This window comes from Planomonospora parontospora (assembly GCA_014647935.1).
Lineage (GTDB): Bacteria > Actinomycetota > Actinomycetes > Streptosporangiales > Streptosporangiaceae > Planomonospora > Planomonospora parontospora.
This window is the reverse complement of the sequence record BMQD01000046.1, coordinates 1-19,382: the sequence shown is the minus strand read 5'-3', so window position 1 is coordinate 19,382 and position 19,382 is coordinate 1. Positions and strand designations below refer to the sequence as shown.

The window sequence follows — 19,382 nt, the reverse complement described above, 5'->3', positions numbered from 1 at the left end:
AGCGTGTGGCTGATCGCCCGGCGCACCTTCGCCGGAGAATGGTCCCGGCTGCTGGCCACGGTCTTCGCCATGCTGCTCTCGGTCGGGTTGATGTCCGGGACGCTGCACTTCGCGCTGCGCGCGCAGGCGGCCGTGTCCGGATCCGACGCCGCCGAGTACGCCAGGGCCGACGTGCTCGTCCTGCCCGCCGTACCCGGGTCCGGGCCGGAGGCCGACGGTGACGCCCCGGCGGGAGAACCCGCAGCGGCCGGGCGTCGGGACGGCGGGATCGGGCCCGCCCGGGTCGCAGCCGTCTCCGGCGTCGCCGCTGCGGCGGGGGACGCCTCGGTACCGGTAACGGTCGTCGGGACCGGCGGGACGTCCGTGGTCCCGCCCGCCGGGGGCGGCACGTCGCTGCGCCCGTGGATCGCCGACCCCCGGCTGAACGCCTACGACCTGGTCGCGGGCCGGGCCCCGGCCGCCGACGGCGAGGTCGCCGTCATCCGGCACGTCGCCGAGGCGGGGGACCTGGCCGTCGGATCCACGGCCACCCTGCTGCTGGCCCAGGAGACCCGCAAGGTCACCGTCGTCGGCGTCGTCACGGTCGAGGGCCTCGGCACGGTGACCTCGGGCGACGTCGTCCTGGCCCCGCCGGAGACGGTACGGCGCGCGGCCGGGCTGCCGGAGGGCGTCTGGCGGAGCCTGTGGGTGAAGGCCGCCCCGGGCGTCACCGCCACCGCCCTGCGGGACACCCTCCGCTCCAGTCTCGCGGCCGGGCCGTTCTCGGTGCTGACCGCCGCGGACGTCCGGGCGGAGGAGTCCGGTGAGCTGGCCGGGATGGGCGTGTCGCTCGGCGGGGCGGTCGGCATGCTGGCGATCGGCGGCGTGTTCGTCGGGCTGTTCGTGGTGTCCAACACCTTCGGCGCGCTGGTCCGCCAGCGCACCCGCCAGCTGGCCCTGCTCGCCGCGATCGGCGCCCGGCCCCGCCAGATCAAGAGGCTGGTCCGGCTGGAGGCGCTGGCGGTGGGAGTCGTCGCCTCGGCCGGAGGAGTGCCGGTCGGGTACGGGATCTCGCAGGTCCTCACCTGGTTGCTGGCCCGCGACGGCCTGGACGTCTCCGCCGGTGAGACGCGGTTCGGCTGGGTGGCGGTGGCGGTGCCGTTCGTGCTGGGCGTCCTCACCGCGCAGCTCGCGGTGCGCAGACCGGCCCGCCGCGCGGCGGGTGTCGCCCCGATCGAGGCGCTGCGTTCCGCGGCCGCCGACACCGCCGGCCGGGCCCGTGGGCGCCTCCTCGGCGCGCTGGGCGTCTTCGCGCTGTCCTGGATCGGCTTCGGCCCGGCGATGGGGATCGCGGCCGCGGAGCCTCCGGGGGTCGACCGCACGATGGGCATCATGATCATGACCCTGCTGGGAGCGATGCTCTGCGTCTCCGCGCTGGCGATGCTCGCGCCGTTCTTCGCCGGTCCGCTGGGCGGCCTGGTCGGCAGGCTGGCGGTGCTCGTCAGCGGTGAGCCCGGCCGCCTGGCCCGGGCCACCATCACCCGCAACCCCACCCGGGTCTCCTCGGCCGCCGCCTCGCTCATGCTCGGCGTCATGATGGTCGTCTCGATGGGGTCGCTGGCCTCCTCCGTGCGGGACCGCTTCCTGGAGGCGGGGGACGCGGCGGTGACCGCCGACCATGTGATCATCGGTGCCGGCGGGATCCCGCTCCCCTCCGACGTGGCCGCGCTCGCCGCCCGGGTGCCGGGCGTGACCGCGGCGGTCGGCCTGACCCGGACGTACGCCGACGTCGTCCCCCCGGCGCGTGAGGGGAACGGCGGGGCCGGGGAGTCCCCGGCGGGGAAGGGAGGCGGAGGCGCCGGAGAGCCTTCCGCCGCGAAGGAGAGCGGAGAGGCGGGGGAGCCCGTCGCCGGAGAAGAGGGGGAGACCCCCGCCGCGCTGGAGGTGGTCGGGGCCTCCCGGATCGAGCCGGTCCTGCGCTTCGGCGGGCGGCCGTGGGAGCCGAAGCCCGGTGAGATCGCACTGTCGTCGTCGGCGATGGAGGCCCGGGGCGTCCGGGTGGGCGAGCGGATCACGCTGCGCGGTCCCTCGGGGGAGGCGACCCTCACCGTCGCCCACCGCTACCACGACCCCTCCCACCTGATCGCCGACCAGGCGCTGGTCCACTCCTCGGTGGCGACCGCACTCGACCGCGACGCTCCGACGACGGCCGTGTTCGTCCGGGGTACGGCGTCCGCCGCCGCCCTGGAGCGGGCGGTCGCCGAGGTGCCGGTCGCCCGGGTCCAGGACCGGCCCTCCTACGTGCGGGAGGCGGCCGGCTCCATGCTGCGCGGTCTCGACCTCATCCACGGCTTCGTCGGCATGGCGCTGCTTATCTCCCTGTTCGGCATGGCCACCACGATCTCCCTCGGCGTCAGCGAGCGGACCAGGGAGTTCGGCATGCTCGGCGCGGTGGGGACCACGATGCGGCAGATCCGCTCGATCGTCCGGTGGGAGGCAGCCACGGTCGTGCTCCTGGGCGTCCTGCTGGGAACGGGCGCGGGAGTCGGCACGATGGCGCTGCTGGACGGGTTCACGGGCAGTTCGTTCATCCGGGTGGCGGTGCCACCGTGGCTGCTGGTCCTGGTCGTCGGCGCGGCCGTCCTGGTCACCTTCGCCACCACGGCCCTGCCCGCCCGCCGGGCCGCCGCGGTCCCCGTCCTCGACGCCACCAAGGCGTGAGGGGCCGGGGACCGAGGGGAGTGAGACTCCATCGGCGGTCGGCCGGAGTGCTGCTCCAGCCGACCGTCGATTCGACCGGCAGGCCGGTTCGACCGGCAGGCGGGCCCCGGGGGTCGGGGGCCGTACGGCCCGGGAGGCGTCGCCTACGTCCTCACTGCCGGGCCAGGCCGGTGAAGAACCGGCGGATGTCGGCGGCGAGCACTCCGGGCGCCTGGTGCGCGGCGTAGTGGCCGCCGGAGTCGTAGGTGTTCCAGGAGACGATGTTCTCGTGGTCGCGCTCGGCGAAGCGGCGCACCGACCGGAAGTCGTCGGCGAAGCCGGCCAGCGCGATCGGCACGGTGGTCGGCCCGGTGGGCTGCTCGGCCCGCTTGTCCTCGTAGTAGAAGCGGATCGACGAGCCCGCCGTGCCGCAGAACCAGTGGATCGCGATGTTGGCCAGCACGAAGTCGTCGTCGAGCCCCTCACCCAGGAGTTGGGCCATCCAGCCGAGCAGTCCGGCCGGGGAGTCGGCGAGCGCGTGCGCGAGCGTCTGCGGGGACTGGGCCTGGAGCAGGTTGAAAGCGCCCATGTTCTCCCAGAACCACTGCAGGTGGGCCACGGCCGCCTGCTCCTCCTCGGTCAGACCCTCGAACTCGGCCGGGTCGCCGGAGGGGAAGGAGAAGATCTGCGTGACGTGCACGCCGACCACGTGCTCGGCGTCGGACCTGCCGATCTCGGGTGAGATCAGCGAACCGCCGTCGTTGCCGACCGCGCCGTAGCGTTCGTAGCCGAGCCGGCTCATCAGCTCGGCCCACGCCCTGGCCACGCGGTTGCGGTCCCAGCCCTTGTCCCGGGTGGGCCCGGAGAAGCCGAAACCGGGGATCGACGGGATGACCAGGTGGAAGTCCTCCGACAGCGGCTCGACGACGTCGAGGTACTCCATGACCGTGCCGGGCCAGCCGTGCGTGAGGATCAGCGGCAGGGCCTCCGGGTTCGCGGAGCGGACGTGGAGGAAGTGCACGTCCTGCCCGTCGATCTCGGTGACGAACTGCGGGTGGGCGTTGAGCCGGGCCTCCACGGCACGCCAGTCGAAGCCGGTGCGCCAGTACTCGACCATCCGCTTGACGTAGTCGAGCCGGACCCCGTACGCGCCGTCCGAGCCGGGCAGTTCGTCGGTGAAGCGGGTCAGCGCCAGCCGGGCGCGCAGGTCGTCGAGGTCGGCCTGGGGGACGTCGACGCGGAAGGGGCGGATCTCGGTCATGGCTTCCTCTTCACTCAAGGGGAACGAATCGTTCCGCTCCAGAATATCAGAACGGAATGATTTGTTCCACTATTGTGGTGGCGAGAAAGCGCGGCCGCCCGGAGGCCGGCGGCGAGGCGTGATCGCCCGCTACCCCCGGGACCCCGAGAGGGTCATCCGGGTCATCTGGGTCGCCTGGCGCTCCGGCGCGGCCTGCCGAGAACGCCGTCGGCGCTCCGCTCGGAGCTCCGGCCCGCGCTCTGCCCGGGCTTGCGGGAGATGAGCGCGCTGGACAGCGTGGGATGGACGGCGAAGGCGTGGTCCAGGCCGGTGACGTGCAGCAGCCTGGCCACGGGCGGCCGGGGTGCGGCGAGGCGGACCGTGATGCCGGACGCCGTGGCGCGCTGCCGGACGTCGATCAGCACGGTCAGCCCGGAGGCGTCGCAGAACGACACCGCGGACAGGTCCAGCACCAAGAGGTCCGTGCTGTGCTGGAGCGCGTTGAGCAGGCGCCTGCGCAGCGCCGGGGCGGTGGCGACGTCGATCTCGCCGTGCAGTGCGACGACGGTGTGCGGGGGGCGGCAGGCGGCCAGCAGGCGCGCACGGGTACAGGCGTCGGCCTGGGTGGTGGTGATCATGCAGTCTCCGATCGAGAGGTTGGACGTGCGGATTCCGGATGGGCGGCGGAACACCGCCCATGCGCGGGTCTCCCGCTGGGAGGAAGGCGGGAACGCCGCGTCCGGCGTGCTGAGAGAAGTGGTCCGGCCGTCGTGATCGGCCCGGTCCGAATCGGTCTCGGAAGGGATCGCGGCGATTCGCCGCGGGTGCCGCCGGCCGTGTCACCGGCGCGGGGAAAGCCCTTCAGTGATCACAGTCTACCTCCCGGCGGGACCGGGCGGGGGACGGCGGCACCCGGAACGCGGAGACGCGGGTGCGGAACCGGGCGCCCACCGGGCCGGGCGTGTCCCGGGCCCGGGTGGGAGCCGTCTCGGGTGTGGTGGGCCACCGGAATGCGGGCCGGTGCTCCGGCCCTCAGCCCGGGGAGCGCGTCAAAGGGTCGCGTCGACCGCCGCCTCACCCGCCTCGTCGAGCCTGAACGTCGCGGTCCGGCCGGCCGCCGACACCTCGTACTCGCCGAGGAAGCCGTTGAAGCGGACCGTGCCCTCCGCGTCGGTCACCATCGTGGTGGGCGCCAGCCACCACTCGTCCTTGACCAGCGAGCGCAGCGCGTCGTACGAGGGCTTCGGCGTGCCGTCGACGCGGACGAAGCCGCCCGGCGCGCCGAGCCAGCCGCCGTCCGAGATGCCCCAGTACGTCGTCGCCTCCACCGAAGGGTGGGAGAGCAGCGTCCGGTAGTGCCGGACGATCTCGTCGGCCTGGCGGGCCTCGCCTTCGGGCGTCGTCGGCCACTCCGGGATCTGGTAGTCGTTCAGGTCCTCGATCTCGGCCGGCATGATGTGGCCGGAGAGGATGGTCGTCTCGGTGAAGTGGATGGGCAGCCCGTAGCGGGCGAAGCGGTCGATGATCCCGAGGGTCTTCTCCTCGCCCCAGTAGCCCTGGTGCATGTGGCTCTGCAGCCCCAGCGCGTCGATCTTCACGCCCGCCTCCAGCACGCCCTCGATCAGGCACTCGTAGGCCGAGGACATGTCGAAGTCGTTGAGCAGCAGCGTGGCGTGCGGATCGGCCTCGCGCGCCGCGTCGAAGACCATCTTGATCATGGGGATGCGCCCGATGTCGCGGCAGAGCCGGGAGATCCCGTTCTCGTACTTGTCGAAGATCGGCATGATCACGACCTCGTTGATGACGTCCCACATGCCGACCACGCCGGCGAAGTCGGTCATCTCCCGGCGGATCCGCTCCACCTGCACGCGGGCGATCTCCTCGTTCGCCAGGTCGTTCAGCCACTCCGCGCCGACGGTGTGCCAGGCCAGCGGGTGTCCCTTGACCGCACAGCCCCGGTCGGCGAACCACTTCGCCGTCCTGAGCAGCCGCTCGGTGTCCGGCCGGCCGCGCACGGGCTCGAAACGGCCCCAGTAGAACGGGAGCGTGGCGAAGTTGAAGAGGTCGAACCAGAGGTCGGCCAGCCGCTCGTCGTGGACGGCGGGCGACTCGCCCATCGATCCCGGCACCTCTCCCGGTACGGCCTGCGCCCCCTCCAGCGGCTCGCCGTTGGCGAGCGGGATGAAGTCGAAGCCGATGCAGCCGAAGAGGAACTTGTGGTTCCGCTGGCGGACCACCACCTCCTGCCCGGCCAGCGGCACGCCGTCGAGGGTGACGGTGAGCGCGGTGTCCGCCGTGCGGTGCCTCCTGATCAGCGGATCGGAGACGGAAACAGGGCGATCGGGACGTGGCGTCATAGGAGGTCCTCCAGTGGTGCTTGAGGCAGAAATGCTATGAGAACGGACTCATCAGCCGTAAGTCCTTTCCCGCGGGTAACAACCCGGTCGGACGTTCCCGACCGGTGAGGGGCCGCCGTCTTCACCGGTTGCCGCTCCGGGTGGGAATGTCAGCCTTCACCGGCTGCCCCCTCGGGGGAATGTCGCAGTCGATCACTACGCTCTCCGCACGTGACCGACAGGCAGACTCCCCCCGGCGCGGCCGTGTTCGTCGACCGGACCGGCAGGCGCCGACGCCTGCTCAAGGCCGCCGGGCTCGCCGTCGGCATCCTGGCGTTCGCCCTGGTGGCGACGGTGGTCGCCGGATTGTTCGCGACCACTCCGCTGGCCGTGGTCGGCTGGCCCGGGGACGGTCCCGCACGGTCCGCGCCCGCCGCCACCCCGGCCAGGCCCGCCCGATCGGCGAAGCCCTCACCGCGCCCGGAGACCACCGCCCCCGCCCGGCGGCGTACGGCGCCGGCGGCTTCCCGCACGCCCCGGAGCACGGTCTCTCCCCGGCCCGCGCCCACGGCCGCCCCGGCACGTTCGACGAGCCCGATCCCCTCGCCGGGCCGTACCGGTCCCGCCGCCTCCACGACCGCCTCCTCCGAGCCGACGGAGCCGGGAGGACTGGCCGAACCCGGCGAACCGGCCGGTCCCACCGGACCGGCTTCCGAATCCGCGGAACCCGCCTCCTCCGCGCGACCACCGGCCCCGTCCGGGGCCCCGTCCGGTCAGGACTCCGGCGCGGCCGCGGAGCCGGGGAGTTGAGCCCCCGGCCCGCGGAGAGCACGGAGACCGGAGAGGCCGCGATCCACGCCGGGCGGCCCGCCGCCTCCGCCCGTGCCGGGCGGCCCGCTGACCCCGCCGTCCGGGCAGGTGCCCGCGCCGGGCGGACCGCCGCCCCTACCGCCCCCGCCGGTCGGCCTGCTGCCTCCACCGCCGGTGCCGTCCGCGGAAAGCGCTCCACGGTCCGGCGGCGGCACCGGACGGATCCGCGGCGGCACCGGGCCGATCCGCGGGGGCACTGGTTCCTGGTCGTGGCGGTCATGATGCTGACGGCGGGGGCCCTGGTGCTCGACGCGTACGTCGCCGGAGTGCCGGGGCGGACGCCGGGGAAGGGGGTGGAGGAGACGTACGCCCCGGCGCATCCGCCCGGCGCACCCTCCATCGGACTCGGCCGGGTACGGCGCGGCGGACCGGTGCTCAACCTGACCGGCCCCGAGCCGGCCAGCGTCCGCCTCCCGGCCCGCACGGTGGCGCTCGCGTTCGAGGACGGCCCGGATCCGCGGTGGACGCCGCGGCTGCTCGACGTGCTGGCCGAGCACGGCGCCAAGGCGACGTTCTTCGCCGTCGGCGCCAGGATCGCGGAGAACCCCGCGCTGACCCGGCGGATCATCGCCGAGGGGCACGAGATCGGCAACCACTCCTACGTGCACCCCGACCCCGCCGCAGTGCCCGGATGGCGGCTGCGGCTGGAGCTGTCGCTCACCCAGAAGGCGCTGGCCGGGGCCGCGGGCGTGTACACCCGCCTGGCGCGCCCGCCGTACTCCTCCTCTCCGGCGGTCCTGACCGACGCCCAGCTCCGGGCGATGCGGGTGATGGCCGGGGAGGGATACCTTCTGGTGCTCACCGACCTGGACGCCGCGGGCCGGGAGGGGGAGGAGAGCGCCGGACGGGACGACGCGGCCCGGGGCGGGGAGGAGAGCGCCGGACGGGACGGGCGGGAGACCGGGCGGATCGTCCGCGCGGCCACCCCGCGCGCGGGCAGGGGCGCGATCGTCACGATGCGCGGCTCCGGAGACGACGGCGGCCGGACGGCCGAGGCGGTGGACCGGCTGCTCACCCGGCTCGCCGCCCGCGGCTACCGGGCGACGACGCTCACCTCCGCGCTCGGCATGCCCCCGGCCCATGTGGCGGCCGGGCAGACGGACCGCTTCGTCGGCACCGGGCTGATCCTCGCCCAGCACGGGGCGACCGGCTTCACCGCGGCGATGTCGTGGATCATGGTCGCGGCCGCCGCGCTCACCCTCCTCCGGCTGGTGCTCTTCCTCGGCCTGGCCCGGACGCACGCCCGGAGGGCTCGGGGCGGCCCGGCCCGCGGCGGGCGGGCGGGCGTCCGGCGCGTTCCGGAGTGGCCCGCGCCGCCCGGCGTCACCGTGATCGTCCCCGCCTACAACGAGGAGGCCGGGATCGCGGCCACCGTACGCTCGCTGGTGGACACCGGCCACCGGGGAGCGCTGGAGGTGATCGTCGTCGACGACGGCTCCTCGGACGGCACCGCCGCCGCCGTCGCCGCGCTCGGCCTGCCGCGGGTGCGGGTGATCCGCCAGGAGAACGGGGGTAAGCCCGCCGCGCTCAACACCGGCATCGCCCACGCCTCCCACGACATCCTGGTCATGGTGGACGGCGACACCGTGTTCGAGCCCGCCACGATCGGGAACCTGGTCCGGCCGCTCGCCGACCCCACCGTGGGCGCGGTCAGCGGCAACACCAAGGTGGGCAACCGGGGCGGCATGATCGGCCGTTGGCAGCACATCGAGTACGTCATCGGCTTCAACCTCGACCGCCGCGCCTTCGACCTCCTCGGCTGCATGCCCACGGTGCCCGGGGCGATCGGGGCCTTCCGCCGCTCGGCGCTGGCGGCGGTCGGCGGGTTGAGCGGTGACACCCTGGCCGAGGACACCGACCTGACCATGGCGATGTGCCGGGACGGCTGGCGGGTCGTCTACGAGGAGACCGCCCCGGCCTGGACCGAGGCGCCGGCGTCGCTCCGGCAGATGTGGCGCCAGCGCTACCGGTGGTGCTACGGCACCTTGCAGGCGATGTGGAAGCACCGGCGCGCGGTCGTGGAGCCGGGCCCGTTCGGCCGCCGGTGCCTGGGTTACCTGACCCTCTTCCAGGTGGTGCTCCCGCTGCTCGCCCCGGTGGTGGACGTCATGGCCGTGTACGGCGCGGCGGTGGGGGACCCGCTGCCGGCGGTGGCCGTCTGGGCGGGGTTCGGGCTGCTCCAGGCGGTCGGCGGCTGGTACGCGCTGCGGCTGGACCGCGAGCCCGCCTCGGTGCTGTGGGTCCTCCCCCTGCAGCAGCTGGTGTACCGGCAGCTGATGTACCTGGTGGTCATCCAGTCGGTGGTGACGGCGGTGCTCGGGGCGCGCCTGCACTGGCAGACGATCCGCCGGGAGGGGACCTTCTCCGGGGGCGGGCCGGTTCCTGTGCCGATCCCCGGGCCGATCCCCGGGCCGGTTCCTGCACCGGGTCCCGGACCGGCTGCTACGCCGGATGCACGAGCCGGTTCTCGTAGGCGAAGACCACGGCCTGCACCCGGTCGCGCAGTTCCAGTTTCGCCAGGATCCGGCCCAGATGCGTCTTGACGGTGGCCTCCGCGAGGTGCAGCTCGGCGGCGATCTCGGTGTTGGACAGGCCGCGGGCCACCTCGACGAGCACCTCCCGCTCACGGGGGGTGAGCAGCTCCAGCCGCCCGCCGTCCGGCGGGGCGCCGCCGGTGGGAAGCCCGTGGGCGAAGTTCTCCAGCAGGCGCCGGGTGATCCGCGGGGAGACGACCGCGTCACCCGAGGCGATGCTCCGGATCGCCGTCAGCAGTTCCTCGGGCAGGGCGTTCTTGAGCAGGAAGCCGGACGCCCCGGCCTTCAGCCCGGCGAAGGCGTACTCGTCGAGGTCGAAGGTGGTGAGGATGAGGACCCGGGTCTGTCGGCGGTTCCGGACGATCCGGCCGGTCGCCTCGATCCCGTCGGTGCCGGGCATGCGCACGTCCATCAGGACGACGTCGGGACGGAGCCGCCGGGCGAGCCGTACGGCCTCGGCGCCGTCCCCGGCCTCGCCCACCACCTCCATGTCCGGCTGGGCGTCCAGGACCATGGTGAACGCCATGCGGAGCAGTGGCTCGTCGTCGGCGAGCAGGACGCGGATCGTCACGCGGCACCGCCTTCGGTGGGGATGGAGACGGGGCCGGGACCTAGGGCGAGGGTGGCGGAGACCCGCCATCCGCCGCCCGGGAGCGGGCCGGCGTCCAGGCTCCCGCCGTACGCGGCGACGCGTTCGCGCATGCCGGGGATGCCGTGTCCGGAGGACGGCCCGGAGAACGACGGGCCGGGGAACGGCGGGCTGGAGAGCGGCGGGCCGGGAGCGTGCCCGGCCCGGCCGTCGTCGGTGACGTCGAGGGCGACGGCCGCGGGCGAGCAATGGACCCGGACCTCGGCTCGGGTGCCGGGCGGGGCGTGCTTGAGGGTGTTGGTCAGGGCCTCCTGCACCAGGCGGTAGGCGGTGAGCTGTGCGGCGGCGGGGACGGGGGCGGGGTCGCCCGACACCCGGAGGCGGACCGGCAGCCCGGCCGCGCGCATCCGGCCGACGAGGGCGTCCAGCTGGGCGATGCCGGGCACCGGATGGCGCAGCGCGTCCGGCTCGTCGGCCCGCAGGACGCCCAGAGAGCGCCGCATGTCGGTGAGGGCCTGCCGTCCGGTGCCGGAGATCTGCCGCATGGCGGCGGTCGCGCGGTCGGGGGAGCGGTGCTGCGCGAAGACCGCGCCGTCGGCGAGCGCGACCATGACGGACAGGTTGTGGGTGACGATGTCGTGCATCTCGCGGGCGATCCGGGCGCGCTCGTCCGCCGCGGCGAGCCGGGCCCGCTGGTCGCGCTCGCGTTCCAGGCGGACCGCGCGGTCCTCCAGGGACGCGAGGTAGGCACGCCTGGTCCGCGTGTTCGTCCCGGTGGCGGCGACGGCGGCGGCCACCGCGCTCAGGAAGACGACCGAGCGGAGGAACCCGCCGTCGGGCGCGGCCCAGCGGGCGGAGGCCAGCACGATGCCGAGCTCGAGCACGGCCCAGGCCACGAGTGTGCGGCGCCGGGAGGACCGTGCGGCCACCGTGTACAGGGCGACCAGCAGCGCCACGTCGGTCAGCAGCCGGACGTCGGCGAGCCACTGCGCGAAGGCGGCGGCGGCCACCGTGCAGAACACCGTCATGGGTGCGCGCCGCCGCCACACCAGGGGGAGCGACAGGGCCGCGTGGAGGATCAGGGGGCCGGGTGGGCCCTGGTAGACCTCGCTGGTGAGGCCGGCGCTGCCGAGCAGGACCGCGGCGGCCAGCAGCACGTCGAACGCGATCGGCGGGAACCGGGCGCCTGCCCGGAGGAGGGCCCGTACCGGCCGGGCCGCGTACGGGCGGAGAACGGTGAGCCCCCACTGCACGGCCCCAACATAACCGCTCCCGCCCGGCGGTCCGAGGTCGGCCGGACCGGTCCCGGACCGGCCCGGGTCAGCCCGGAGTCGTACGCGGGCCTGCCGGGCGAGGCCCCCTGCGCGGCCCGGTCCCACGCAGAACCGCAGGTCGGGCGCGTGCCGCCCGGAGACGCGGCGGAGCGGCCCGCGGGACGGGACGGGGCCGGAGCGGGGCCGGGAAACCCGACCGGAGGCTGACGCGCCGGACCGGCCGCACGGCCTAGCTTCGTACCCCGTGGCGTACGGCCTGCGATCCGCGCAGGCCGTCCCCGGGCCGGAGGTCACCCGTGCGCCCTGGTCGTGCAGGGCACAGGGGACCGCCCATGCGCCCGGCCGTGCAGGGCACGGGGACCGCCGTGTGCCGTGGTCGTGCCGGGGCCGGGAGGTCGCCTGTGCGCCCGGTCGGCCGGGCCCGGGACGGTGGGCAGTGCAGAAGGAGGAACCGATGCGTGGACGGAGAGCGGTGGCGGCCGGGGCCGCGATGGCGGCGATGCTGGCGGGCACCGGCGCGGCCGGTGCGGCGCCGGCCGCCGGGGCGGTCCGGGAGGCCGCCGGGGACCGCGCCGAGCGGGACGGCCCGGACCGGTTCCGGGGGCGGGGGATCGACTGGCACCGCTGCCGGACCGGCCCGGACGACGCGGAGGGCGGGCTGCTGGACGAGGCGAAGGCCCAGTGCGCCGAGGTCACCGTGCCGCTGGACCACCGCCACCCGGAGGGGCGGACGATCAAGGTCGCGATGTCCCGGCTGAAGGCCGCTGACCCGGCCCGCCGGAGGGGCGTCCTGTTCTACAACCCCGGCGGCCCGGGAGTCCCCGCGATGTCCCTCGTCCTGCAGGTCAGGCAGGCGGCCCCCGAGGTCGCGGCCCGCTACGACCTGATCGGGATGGACCCCCGGTTCGTCGGGCGCAGCACCCCCTTCGACTGCGGCTGGCCCGTTCCCGCCGTCGGCTCCGCCGGGCCGGACCGGCGCGGCTTCGAGCGGACCGCGGCCCTGGCGAAGGACCTGGCGTCCCGCTGCGCCGTCCACCGGGACGTGCTGCCGCACGCCTCCACCCGCAACACCGCCCGGGACATGGACGTGATCCGGGCCGCCCTCGGCGAGCCGAAGCTGTCCTACCTCGGCTCGTCGTACGGTACCCAGCTCGGCATGGTCTACCTGCAGCTGTTCCCCCGCCGAGCCGACCGGGTCGTCCTCGACAGCGCGATGAACCCCGACCTGTTCGGCCCCGACCTGACCCGCACCCAGGGTCCGGCCGTGGCCGCGATGACGGAGGACTGGGCGGCCTGGGCGGCCCGCCGCCACGACCGTTACCGGCTGGGCTCCACCGTGGCCGGGGTCATGGCCACCTTGCGCCGGATCGACCGGGCTGCGGCCCGATCGCCGCTGAAGGTCGGCCGTCACCGGGTCGACTCCCGGCTGCTGCCCATGATCCTGTTCAATGTCACCGCCGGGGACGGGCCGGAGGCGTACGGCTCCTTCGCCGCCGACGTCCGGGTCCTCAGCGCGGCCGCCCGCGGGGCCGAAGTGACCCCGACCCCGATCCTGGAGGAGGTTCTGACCGGCCTGTCCTCGCCGGACGCGGGCGGGACCGCGAGCGTGCAGACCGCGATCCTCTGCGCGGACCGGGCCGCGTCCCGCGACCCCGAGACCTACTACCGCGACATCCGGGCGCACCGCGCCGCCGAACCGCTGTTCGGCGCGCTGACCCGCAACCTCACCCCCTGCTCGTTCTGGCCGACCGCCCCCGCCGAGCCCCCCACCCGGGTCCGCAACGACGTCCCGGTCCTGATGGTGGGCGCCACCGGCGACCCGGGCGCCGTCCACGCGGGCCAGCGGGCCGCGCACCGGGCCCTGGCCGGCTCCCGCCTGGTCACCCTGCGCGGGGCTTTCCGCCACACCGTGTACGGAGGACTCTTCGCCCCCCGGAACGCCTGCGTCGACGCCGCCGTCGAGCGCTACCTGGTCCGGGGCGTCATGCCCGCCCGGGACGCCGTCTGCTCCGAGGCCCGGCCCCGCTGACCACCCGAGGTCGTCCGGCGCCACGCCGCCACGCCGCCACGCCGCCGGGCCGCCACGCCGCCAGGCCGCGTCCGGTGCCGGACGACCGGTCATCCGGCACCGTGCCGACCGGTCATCCGGTGGCGGCACGCACCGGGTCGCCGGGCGGGCCGTTACGACAGGTTCCGCGGGGGCACGGTCCCTCATGCGACACCGGTTGAAGGCACCTCATAGAAGGACGGGAAACGCCATGGACACTCCGACCCGGCCGCTGGCCGTCGTGACCGGCGCCTCCAGCGGCATCGGCTACGAGCTCGCCCGGCAGTTCGCCCAGCACGGCTTCGACCTCGTCGTCGCCGCCGAGGACGAAGGACTCATCCCGGCCGCCCGCTCCCTGGAGGAGCTGGGGGCGGCGGTCTCCAGCGTGCGCGTCGACCTCGCGCACCACGACGGCGTCGAGGAGCTCCACACCCGGATCACCGCGCCCGGCCGCCCGGTCGACGCGATCGCGATCAACGCCGGTGTCGGGGTGGGCGGAGACTTCGCCCGGGAGACCGACCTGGACGCGGAGCTGAAGCTGATCAAGCTGAACGTCATCTCCTCGGTGCACCTGGCCAAGCGGGTGCTGCCGGACATGGTCAAGCGTGGCGAGGGGCGGGTGCTGTTCACCTCCTCCATCGCCGGGACCATGCCGGGGCCGTTCCACGCGGTGTACGCCGCCTCCAAGGCCTTCCTGTACTCCTTCTCCGAGGCGATCCGGGAGGAGCTCAAGGACACCGGCGTCACCGTCACCGCGTTGCTGCCCGGCCCCACCGACACCGACTTCTTCCGCCGCGCCGGCATGGAGGACACCAAGGTGGCCACCGGCAAGAAGGACGACCCGGCCGAGGTGGCGCGCCAGGGCTTCGAGGCGCTGATGTCGGGCGACGACCACGTCGTGGCCGGGTCGAAGAAGAACGTGCTGCAGAGTGTCGCGGGCAAGCTCGCGCCCGAGGCCGCTCAGGCGAAGATGGCCCGCCCGATGGCCGAGCCCGGCGGGGGGCGGGACGGGGACTCCGGGGAGCGATAGGAGGCCACCCGGATCCACCGCCCGCGTCCCCACTCGCCGTTCGCTGCTCGTCGCCCGCCGTTCGCTGCCCGTCGCCCGTGGCCCGTGGCCCGTGGCCCGTGGCCCGTCGCCGGGATGTCCCCTTCCCGGGATATTCCCTTCCCCGGGAGGGCGGACGGGGCCGCACAGCGGAGGTCCGGAGAGCCGCAGGACTACTCGACGATGCCGGCCCGGAACGCGGCGATGGCCAGCTGCACGCGGTTGGTGGCGGAGAGCTTGTCGAACAGGCGGGTGACGTGGCTCTTGACCGTCGCCTCGCTCATGTGCAGCCGGGCGGCGATCTCGGCGTTGGCGTGGCCGAGGCCGATCTCGACCAGTACCTGCCGTTCCCGTTCGGTCAGGTCACGGAGCCGGCCGAGCGCGTCCCGGCGGCGGCGCGTGCGGTCCTCTGCGGTGAGGCGGTCGATGAGCTGCCGGGTGACGCCGGGGGAGAGCATCGAGTCGCCCGCGGCGGCGAGCCGTACGGCGCGCAGGAGGTCGTGCGGCGGGGTGTCCTTGAGCAGGAAGCCCGTCGCCCCCGCCTCCAGGGCGCGGAAGACGGTGTCGTCGGCGTCGAAGGTGGTCAGCACGATCACCGCTGGCGGGCGCGGGCGGGCGCGGATCGCCGCGGTCGCGGCCAGCCCGTCGAGGCCGGGCATGCGGACGTCCATGAGGACCACGTCCGGCCGGTCGCGGGCGACCGCGTCGACCGCGGCCCGCCCGTCGGCGGCGTCTCCGATCACGGTCATGTCGTCGGCCGTTTCGAGGATCATGCGCAGGCCGACCCGGACGAGGGCCTCGTCGTCCACGAGCAGGACGGAGATCACGACGCGTACCTCCCCGCCGTCCCGCTCGCGTCCGGCATCCCGGTCAGCTCCGTCGCCCCGGCGGCCCCGGTCGTCCCGGTCGCCCCGGCCGTCCTCATCATCCCGGCTGTCCCGGTCATCCCGGCCGTCTCCATCGTTCCGGCTGTCTCCGTCGTTCCCGTCGTTCCGGTTGCCTTGCCGGAGGCGGGCTCCTCCGTCGTCCCGCCGGCCGGAACCCCTTCGCGGACCCCGTGGTCGAGGTGGGGGAGTACGGCGCGCAGCCGCCAGCCGTCGCCCTCCTCGAGTCCGACCGGGCCGCCGTGCAGGGTCCCGCCCACCAGCCGGACTCGTTCGGCCAGCCCGACCAGTCCGGAGCCCGACCCGGGCAGGTCGGCCGGTGCGCCGCTCGCCGGAGGGTTGCCCACGGCGACGGTCACGGCGCCGGCGCCGTCGCGGTCCACCGAGACGGTGACCGGCGCGTCCGGCGCGTGCTTGTGGGCGTTGGTCAGTCCTTCCTGGACGACGCGGTAGACGACCCGGGCCGTGACCGGCGGCAGCGGTCCCGCCCGGTCGTGCAGCTCGACCCGCTGCCCGGCCCGCTCCGAAGCCCGGACCAGCGATGACAGGTCGGCGAACGGCTCGCCGGCGGAGCCGTCGTATCCGCCGTATTCGGCGTGTTCGCCGTGTCCTTCATGTCCTTCATCTCCCTCGTGTCCCTCGTGCCCACCGGAGGCGCCCGCGTCCGGCGGGTGCGCCGCGTGCCGCGTGCCGGACGGGACCGGACGGTGCGGAGCGTCCCGCAGGCCCGGCTCGGCCCGGAGCACGCCGAGCACGTAGCGCAGCTCCTGAAGCGCCTCACGGGCGGTGACGCGGATGAGCGCCGCCCCCTCCTCGATCCGGGGGGAGCCTCCGCCCGCGGCGAGTTCCAGCGCGCCCGCGTGCAGGGCGATGAGCGACACCTTGTGGGCCAGCACGTCATGCATCTCCCGCGCGATCCGGGTGCGTTCGGCGGAGCGGGCCTGTTCGTCGCGGAGCCGCCGCTCGGCCTCGGCGCTCTCGGCCCGTTCGCGCCAGGACTCGGCCAGCGCCCGCCGGGTGGCGACGTGCAGGCCCAGGGCCGTCACCAGCGCGGCCGCGGCGGCCGCCTGGACCGCACCGTCCACCGTCAACCGGCCCTCGTCGATCCACGACCAACCGGCGAAGCCCGCCCAGCCGGCGACCGCGAGCGCCCAGACCTGCCGGCGGGGGGCGTACGCGGCCCCGGAGTACAGGCCGACGATCAGGGGCGCAGGGTTGCCCGACAGCGCGTACGCCGCCGCTCCCGCCACGGTCGCCGTCTGCGGCCACCGCCTGCGCCACCACTGCGCCAGACTGCCCGGCACGCCCGCCCCCACGATCACCGGCCACGGCAGCGCCGACCAGTGCGCCTTCGCCGCGAGGCCGGTGAGGGCCAGGCACACCAGCACCACGGCCGCGTCCACGACCCGCCGCCCGGCGAACCGGCCCCGCCACCGAACCGTCAGTCCCATGGCCCGAAGCCTAGGCGCCGGACCGCGGCTCCCCCATCCCCCCGCCGTCGCCGCGTCCGGCCGTCCCGCTCCGACTTTCGTCACCGGGTCCGGACCCCCGGCTCCGACTTTCGTCGGAGGACGGTCCCGCTCGCGGGGCGATGCGGACCGCGTCCCCGCGGCGCGACGCTGTACGGCATCCCCGGCCGGACCGCCGTCCGGGGTCCGGGCCGGATCATCGTCCGGCATCCCCGGCCGGACCACCGTCCGGGGTCCGGGCCGGACCACCACCACGAGGAGTCCCCATGCGCATCCGGTCGTCCCGTCCGACCCGCAGAGCAGCGGCAGGCGTGCTCGCGGGCTGCGTCGCCGTACCGTTCCTCGGCCTGGCGGCGGGCCCGGCCCGGCCCGCCTCCGCTGACACCGCCCCTCCCGTCGGCGGCCCCCTCTCCACCGCCGCCAGCACCGGTGGTCCCCTCTCCACCACCGGCACCACCACCACCACCGGCACCGCCACCGCCACCGGCGACACCGCCACCACGGCCTCCGCCGGTTCCGGCGCCTGTGCGGCTCCCGACCGGGCGGCGCTGGCGGGCTTCTTCGACCGGGCGGTGCCGGACCGCCTCACCCGCGACCGGGTGCCCGGCGCGGTGGTGTCGGTGGTGGCCGGTGACAGGGCCGTCTTCACCGGGGGGTACGGCCTGGCCGACACCCGGCGGGGCGTCGCGTTCGACCCCGCCCGCTCCCTGGTCCGGATCGGCTCGATCACCAAGCTGTTCACCTGGACGGCCGTGATGCAGCAGGTCGAGGCCGGCCGCCTCGACCTGGACGCCGACGTGAACCGCTACCTGAAGGCGTTCAAGGTGCCGTCCACCTACCCGGAGCCGGTGACCCTGCGGACCCTGATGGACCACACCGCGGGCTTCGAGGAGCGCGTGGTCGGCGTCGGGGCGCGCACCGCCGCCGACGTGCCGCCGCTCGGCGAGGAGCTCGCGGAGCACCTGCCGACCCGGATCCGGCCGCCGGGCGAGATCTCCGCCTACTCCAACCACGGCGCCGCGCTCGCCGGTCACCTGGTCGCCGAGGTCACCGGGGAGCCCTACGACGCCTACGTGCAGCGCCACCTGCTGGCACCGCTCGGCATGACGCGCAGCACCGCGGCCGAACCGGTACCCGGTCACCTCGCGGCCGACCTCGCCCGCGGCCACGACTCCGACACCGACCCCCTGAAGGCCGTCCCCTTCACCTTCGACCGGCTGCCCCCCGACGGGTCGATCAGCGCCACGGCCGGCGACATGGCCAACTTCATGATCGCCCAGTTGAACGGCGGGCGCTTCCGCGGCGCGGCCGTCCTCGGCCCGGAGACCGCGGAGCGGATGCACCGGCGCTCCTTCGCCGCGGACCCCCGCCTGGGCGGCTACGCGCACGGGTTCATGGACCGGACCTTCAACGGCCACCGGGTGCTGATGCACGACGGCAGCTGGGAGGGCTTCCAGAGCGCCCTGGTCCTGGTGCCGGGGTGCGACCTCGGGCTGTTCCTGTCGGCCAACGGCACCGGCGGCACCGAGACGCTGGGCGAACTGACCCTGGCCTTCCTCGACCGGTTCGCCCCGCCCGGGGCGGCCGCCGAGCCCGCGCAGGAGGCGGGTGCGGCGGCCCCGGCGCCCCCGCTGTCCAGGACCGCCCCACAGGCGGGCTTCTACACGCCGACCCGGCACAACGAGTCGACGATCGAGAAGATCCTGGTCCTGCTCGGCCCCTCCCGGCTGACCGTGGACGGCGACGGCACCGTCCGCTTCAAGGGCGCCGAGTGGAAGCCCCGGGGCGACGGCCTGTACGTCCGGGCGGACGGCAGGGACCGCCTGGTGTTCCTCCAAGGCCGGGACGGGCGGCGCTACGCTGCCACCGACGGCCCCGCCCACCAGCTGATGACCGCCGCGCAGGGCCCGATCCTCAACCTGGTCGTCCTGCTCGCCTTCGCGGTCGCGGCGGTCAGCGCGCTCGCCGTGCCCGTGGCGGCGCTGTGGCGGCGGGTGCGCCGCCGGCCCGCCGCCGCCACGGCCGCCTGGCGGGCGGCGCGCGCGCTGGCCGCCGGTGCGGCCGGGGCGGGCCTCGCGTTCCTGGCGCTGCTGGCGGTCCAGCTCTTCGGTGACACGGGGGACTTCCTGTACGGCCCGACGACCGGCATGCAGGTCCTGCTCGCCGTACCCCTCATGGTGCTCGCCATGACGGCCGCGGCCGGGGTGTGCACCGTGAAGGGGTGGCGGGGGGCGGGCGTGGCCGCGCGCGTCCACCAGGTGGTCCTGTTCGCGGGCCTGGCGGCGCTGGTGTGGTTCCTCTGGCAGTGGAACCTCATCGGCTGGCGGTTCTGAGCGGGGACGGAGCACGGACGGTCCCGGACGCGGGCGGGGCGTACGGGCGGGGGGGGGGGGGGGGGGGGGGGGGGGGGGG

The 19,382-nt window shown here is 75.1% G+C and carries 13 protein-coding genes; 6 read left to right on the top strand and 7 right to left on the bottom strand.

Translation table 11 applies throughout. From position 1 onward, the window contains the following. The first annotated feature begins 3 nt into the window (after positions 1–3). Positions 4–2,700, top strand: coding sequence for an FtsX-like permease family protein (locus IEZ07_RS33650; protein ID WP_191898493.1), 2,697 nt, complete (start codon positions 4–6; stop codon positions 2,698–2,700). 151 nt (positions 2,701–2,851) lie between these two features. On the opposite strand, the gene IEZ07_RS33645 is transcribed toward IEZ07_RS33650, so the two are convergent. From IEZ07_RS33645 to IEZ07_RS33635, 3 genes are all read right to left on the bottom strand, one after another. After that, complete coding sequence (locus tag IEZ07_RS33645) at positions 2,852–3,940, bottom strand: epoxide hydrolase family protein (protein ID WP_191898492.1); 1,089 nt, start codon at positions 3,938–3,940, stop codon at positions 2,852–2,854. Positions 3,941–4,101: 161 nt separating this feature from the next. Next, positions 4,102–4,557, bottom strand: coding sequence for an STAS domain-containing protein (locus tag IEZ07_RS33640; protein WP_191898491.1), 456 nt, complete (start codon positions 4,555–4,557; stop codon positions 4,102–4,104). Between the two features lie 411 nt (positions 4,558–4,968). Beyond that, positions 4,969–6,276: an endo-1,4-beta-xylanase gene (locus IEZ07_RS33635; RefSeq protein ID WP_191898490.1), complete on the bottom strand. Its 1,308-nt coding sequence runs from the start codon at positions 6,274–6,276 to the stop codon at positions 4,969–4,971. A 210-nt stretch (positions 6,277–6,486) separates the two neighbouring features. Here IEZ07_RS33635 and IEZ07_RS33630 point away from each other — a divergent pair, with 210 nt between their 5' ends. Further along, a complete protein-coding gene (locus tag IEZ07_RS33630; RefSeq protein WP_191898489.1) occupies positions 6,487–7,065 on the top strand; it encodes a hypothetical protein in 579 nt (192 codons plus the stop codon). Positions 7,066–7,343: 278 nt separating this feature from the next. Continuing rightward, on the top strand, positions 7,344–9,668 hold the full coding sequence (locus tag IEZ07_RS33625) for a bifunctional polysaccharide deacetylase/glycosyltransferase family 2 protein (RefSeq protein WP_204054567.1): 2,325 nt from the start codon (positions 7,344–7,346) through the stop codon (positions 9,666–9,668). Here the strand turns inward: IEZ07_RS33625 and IEZ07_RS33620 are convergent. Beyond that, positions 9,568–10,230 (bottom strand): response regulator, encoded by a 663-nt coding sequence (locus IEZ07_RS33620; protein WP_191898488.1) that lies wholly within the window; start codon positions 10,228–10,230, stop codon positions 9,568–9,570. The two genes, IEZ07_RS33625 and IEZ07_RS33620, sit on opposite strands and share 101 nt — an antisense overlap. Beyond that, the gene (locus tag IEZ07_RS33615) at positions 10,227–11,501 is read right to left on the bottom strand and encodes a sensor histidine kinase (RefSeq protein WP_191898487.1); all 1,275 of its coding nucleotides are present in this window, start codon (positions 11,499–11,501) and stop codon (positions 10,227–10,229) included. The genes IEZ07_RS33620 and IEZ07_RS33615 overlap by 4 nt, the downstream gene beginning before the upstream one ends. Before the next feature lie 475 nt (positions 11,502–11,976). On the opposite strand from IEZ07_RS33615, the gene IEZ07_RS33610 reads away from it, so the two are divergent. Further along, on the top strand, positions 11,977–13,551 hold the full coding sequence (locus tag IEZ07_RS33610; protein WP_191898486.1) for an alpha/beta hydrolase: 1,575 nt from the start codon (positions 11,977–11,979) through the stop codon (positions 13,549–13,551). A gap of 229 nt (positions 13,552–13,780) precedes the next feature. Beyond that, complete coding sequence (locus tag IEZ07_RS33605; protein WP_191898485.1) at positions 13,781–14,599, top strand: SDR family NAD(P)-dependent oxidoreductase; 819 nt, start codon at positions 13,781–13,783, stop codon at positions 14,597–14,599. Between the two features lie 191 nt (positions 14,600–14,790). On the opposite strand, the gene IEZ07_RS33600 is transcribed toward IEZ07_RS33605, so the two are convergent. Both IEZ07_RS33600 and IEZ07_RS33595 read right to left on the bottom strand, forming a co-directional pair. Beyond that, on the bottom strand, positions 14,791–15,444 hold the full coding sequence (locus IEZ07_RS33600) for a response regulator (RefSeq protein ID WP_191898484.1): 654 nt from the start codon (positions 15,442–15,444) through the stop codon (positions 14,791–14,793). Continuing rightward, the gene (locus IEZ07_RS33595; RefSeq protein ID WP_191898483.1) at positions 15,441–16,952 is read right to left on the bottom strand and encodes a sensor histidine kinase; all 1,512 of its coding nucleotides are present in this window, start codon (positions 16,950–16,952) and stop codon (positions 15,441–15,443) included. Before IEZ07_RS33595 ends, IEZ07_RS33600 begins: the two co-directional genes overlap by 4 nt. Before the next feature lie 284 nt (positions 16,953–17,236). On the opposite strand from IEZ07_RS33595, the gene IEZ07_RS33590 reads away from it, so the two are divergent. Next, the gene (locus tag IEZ07_RS33590; protein ID WP_191898482.1) at positions 17,237–19,303 is read left to right on the top strand and encodes a serine hydrolase domain-containing protein; all 2,067 of its coding nucleotides are present in this window, start codon (positions 17,237–17,239) and stop codon (positions 19,301–19,303) included. The last annotated feature ends 79 nt before the right edge of the window (positions 19,304–19,382 follow it).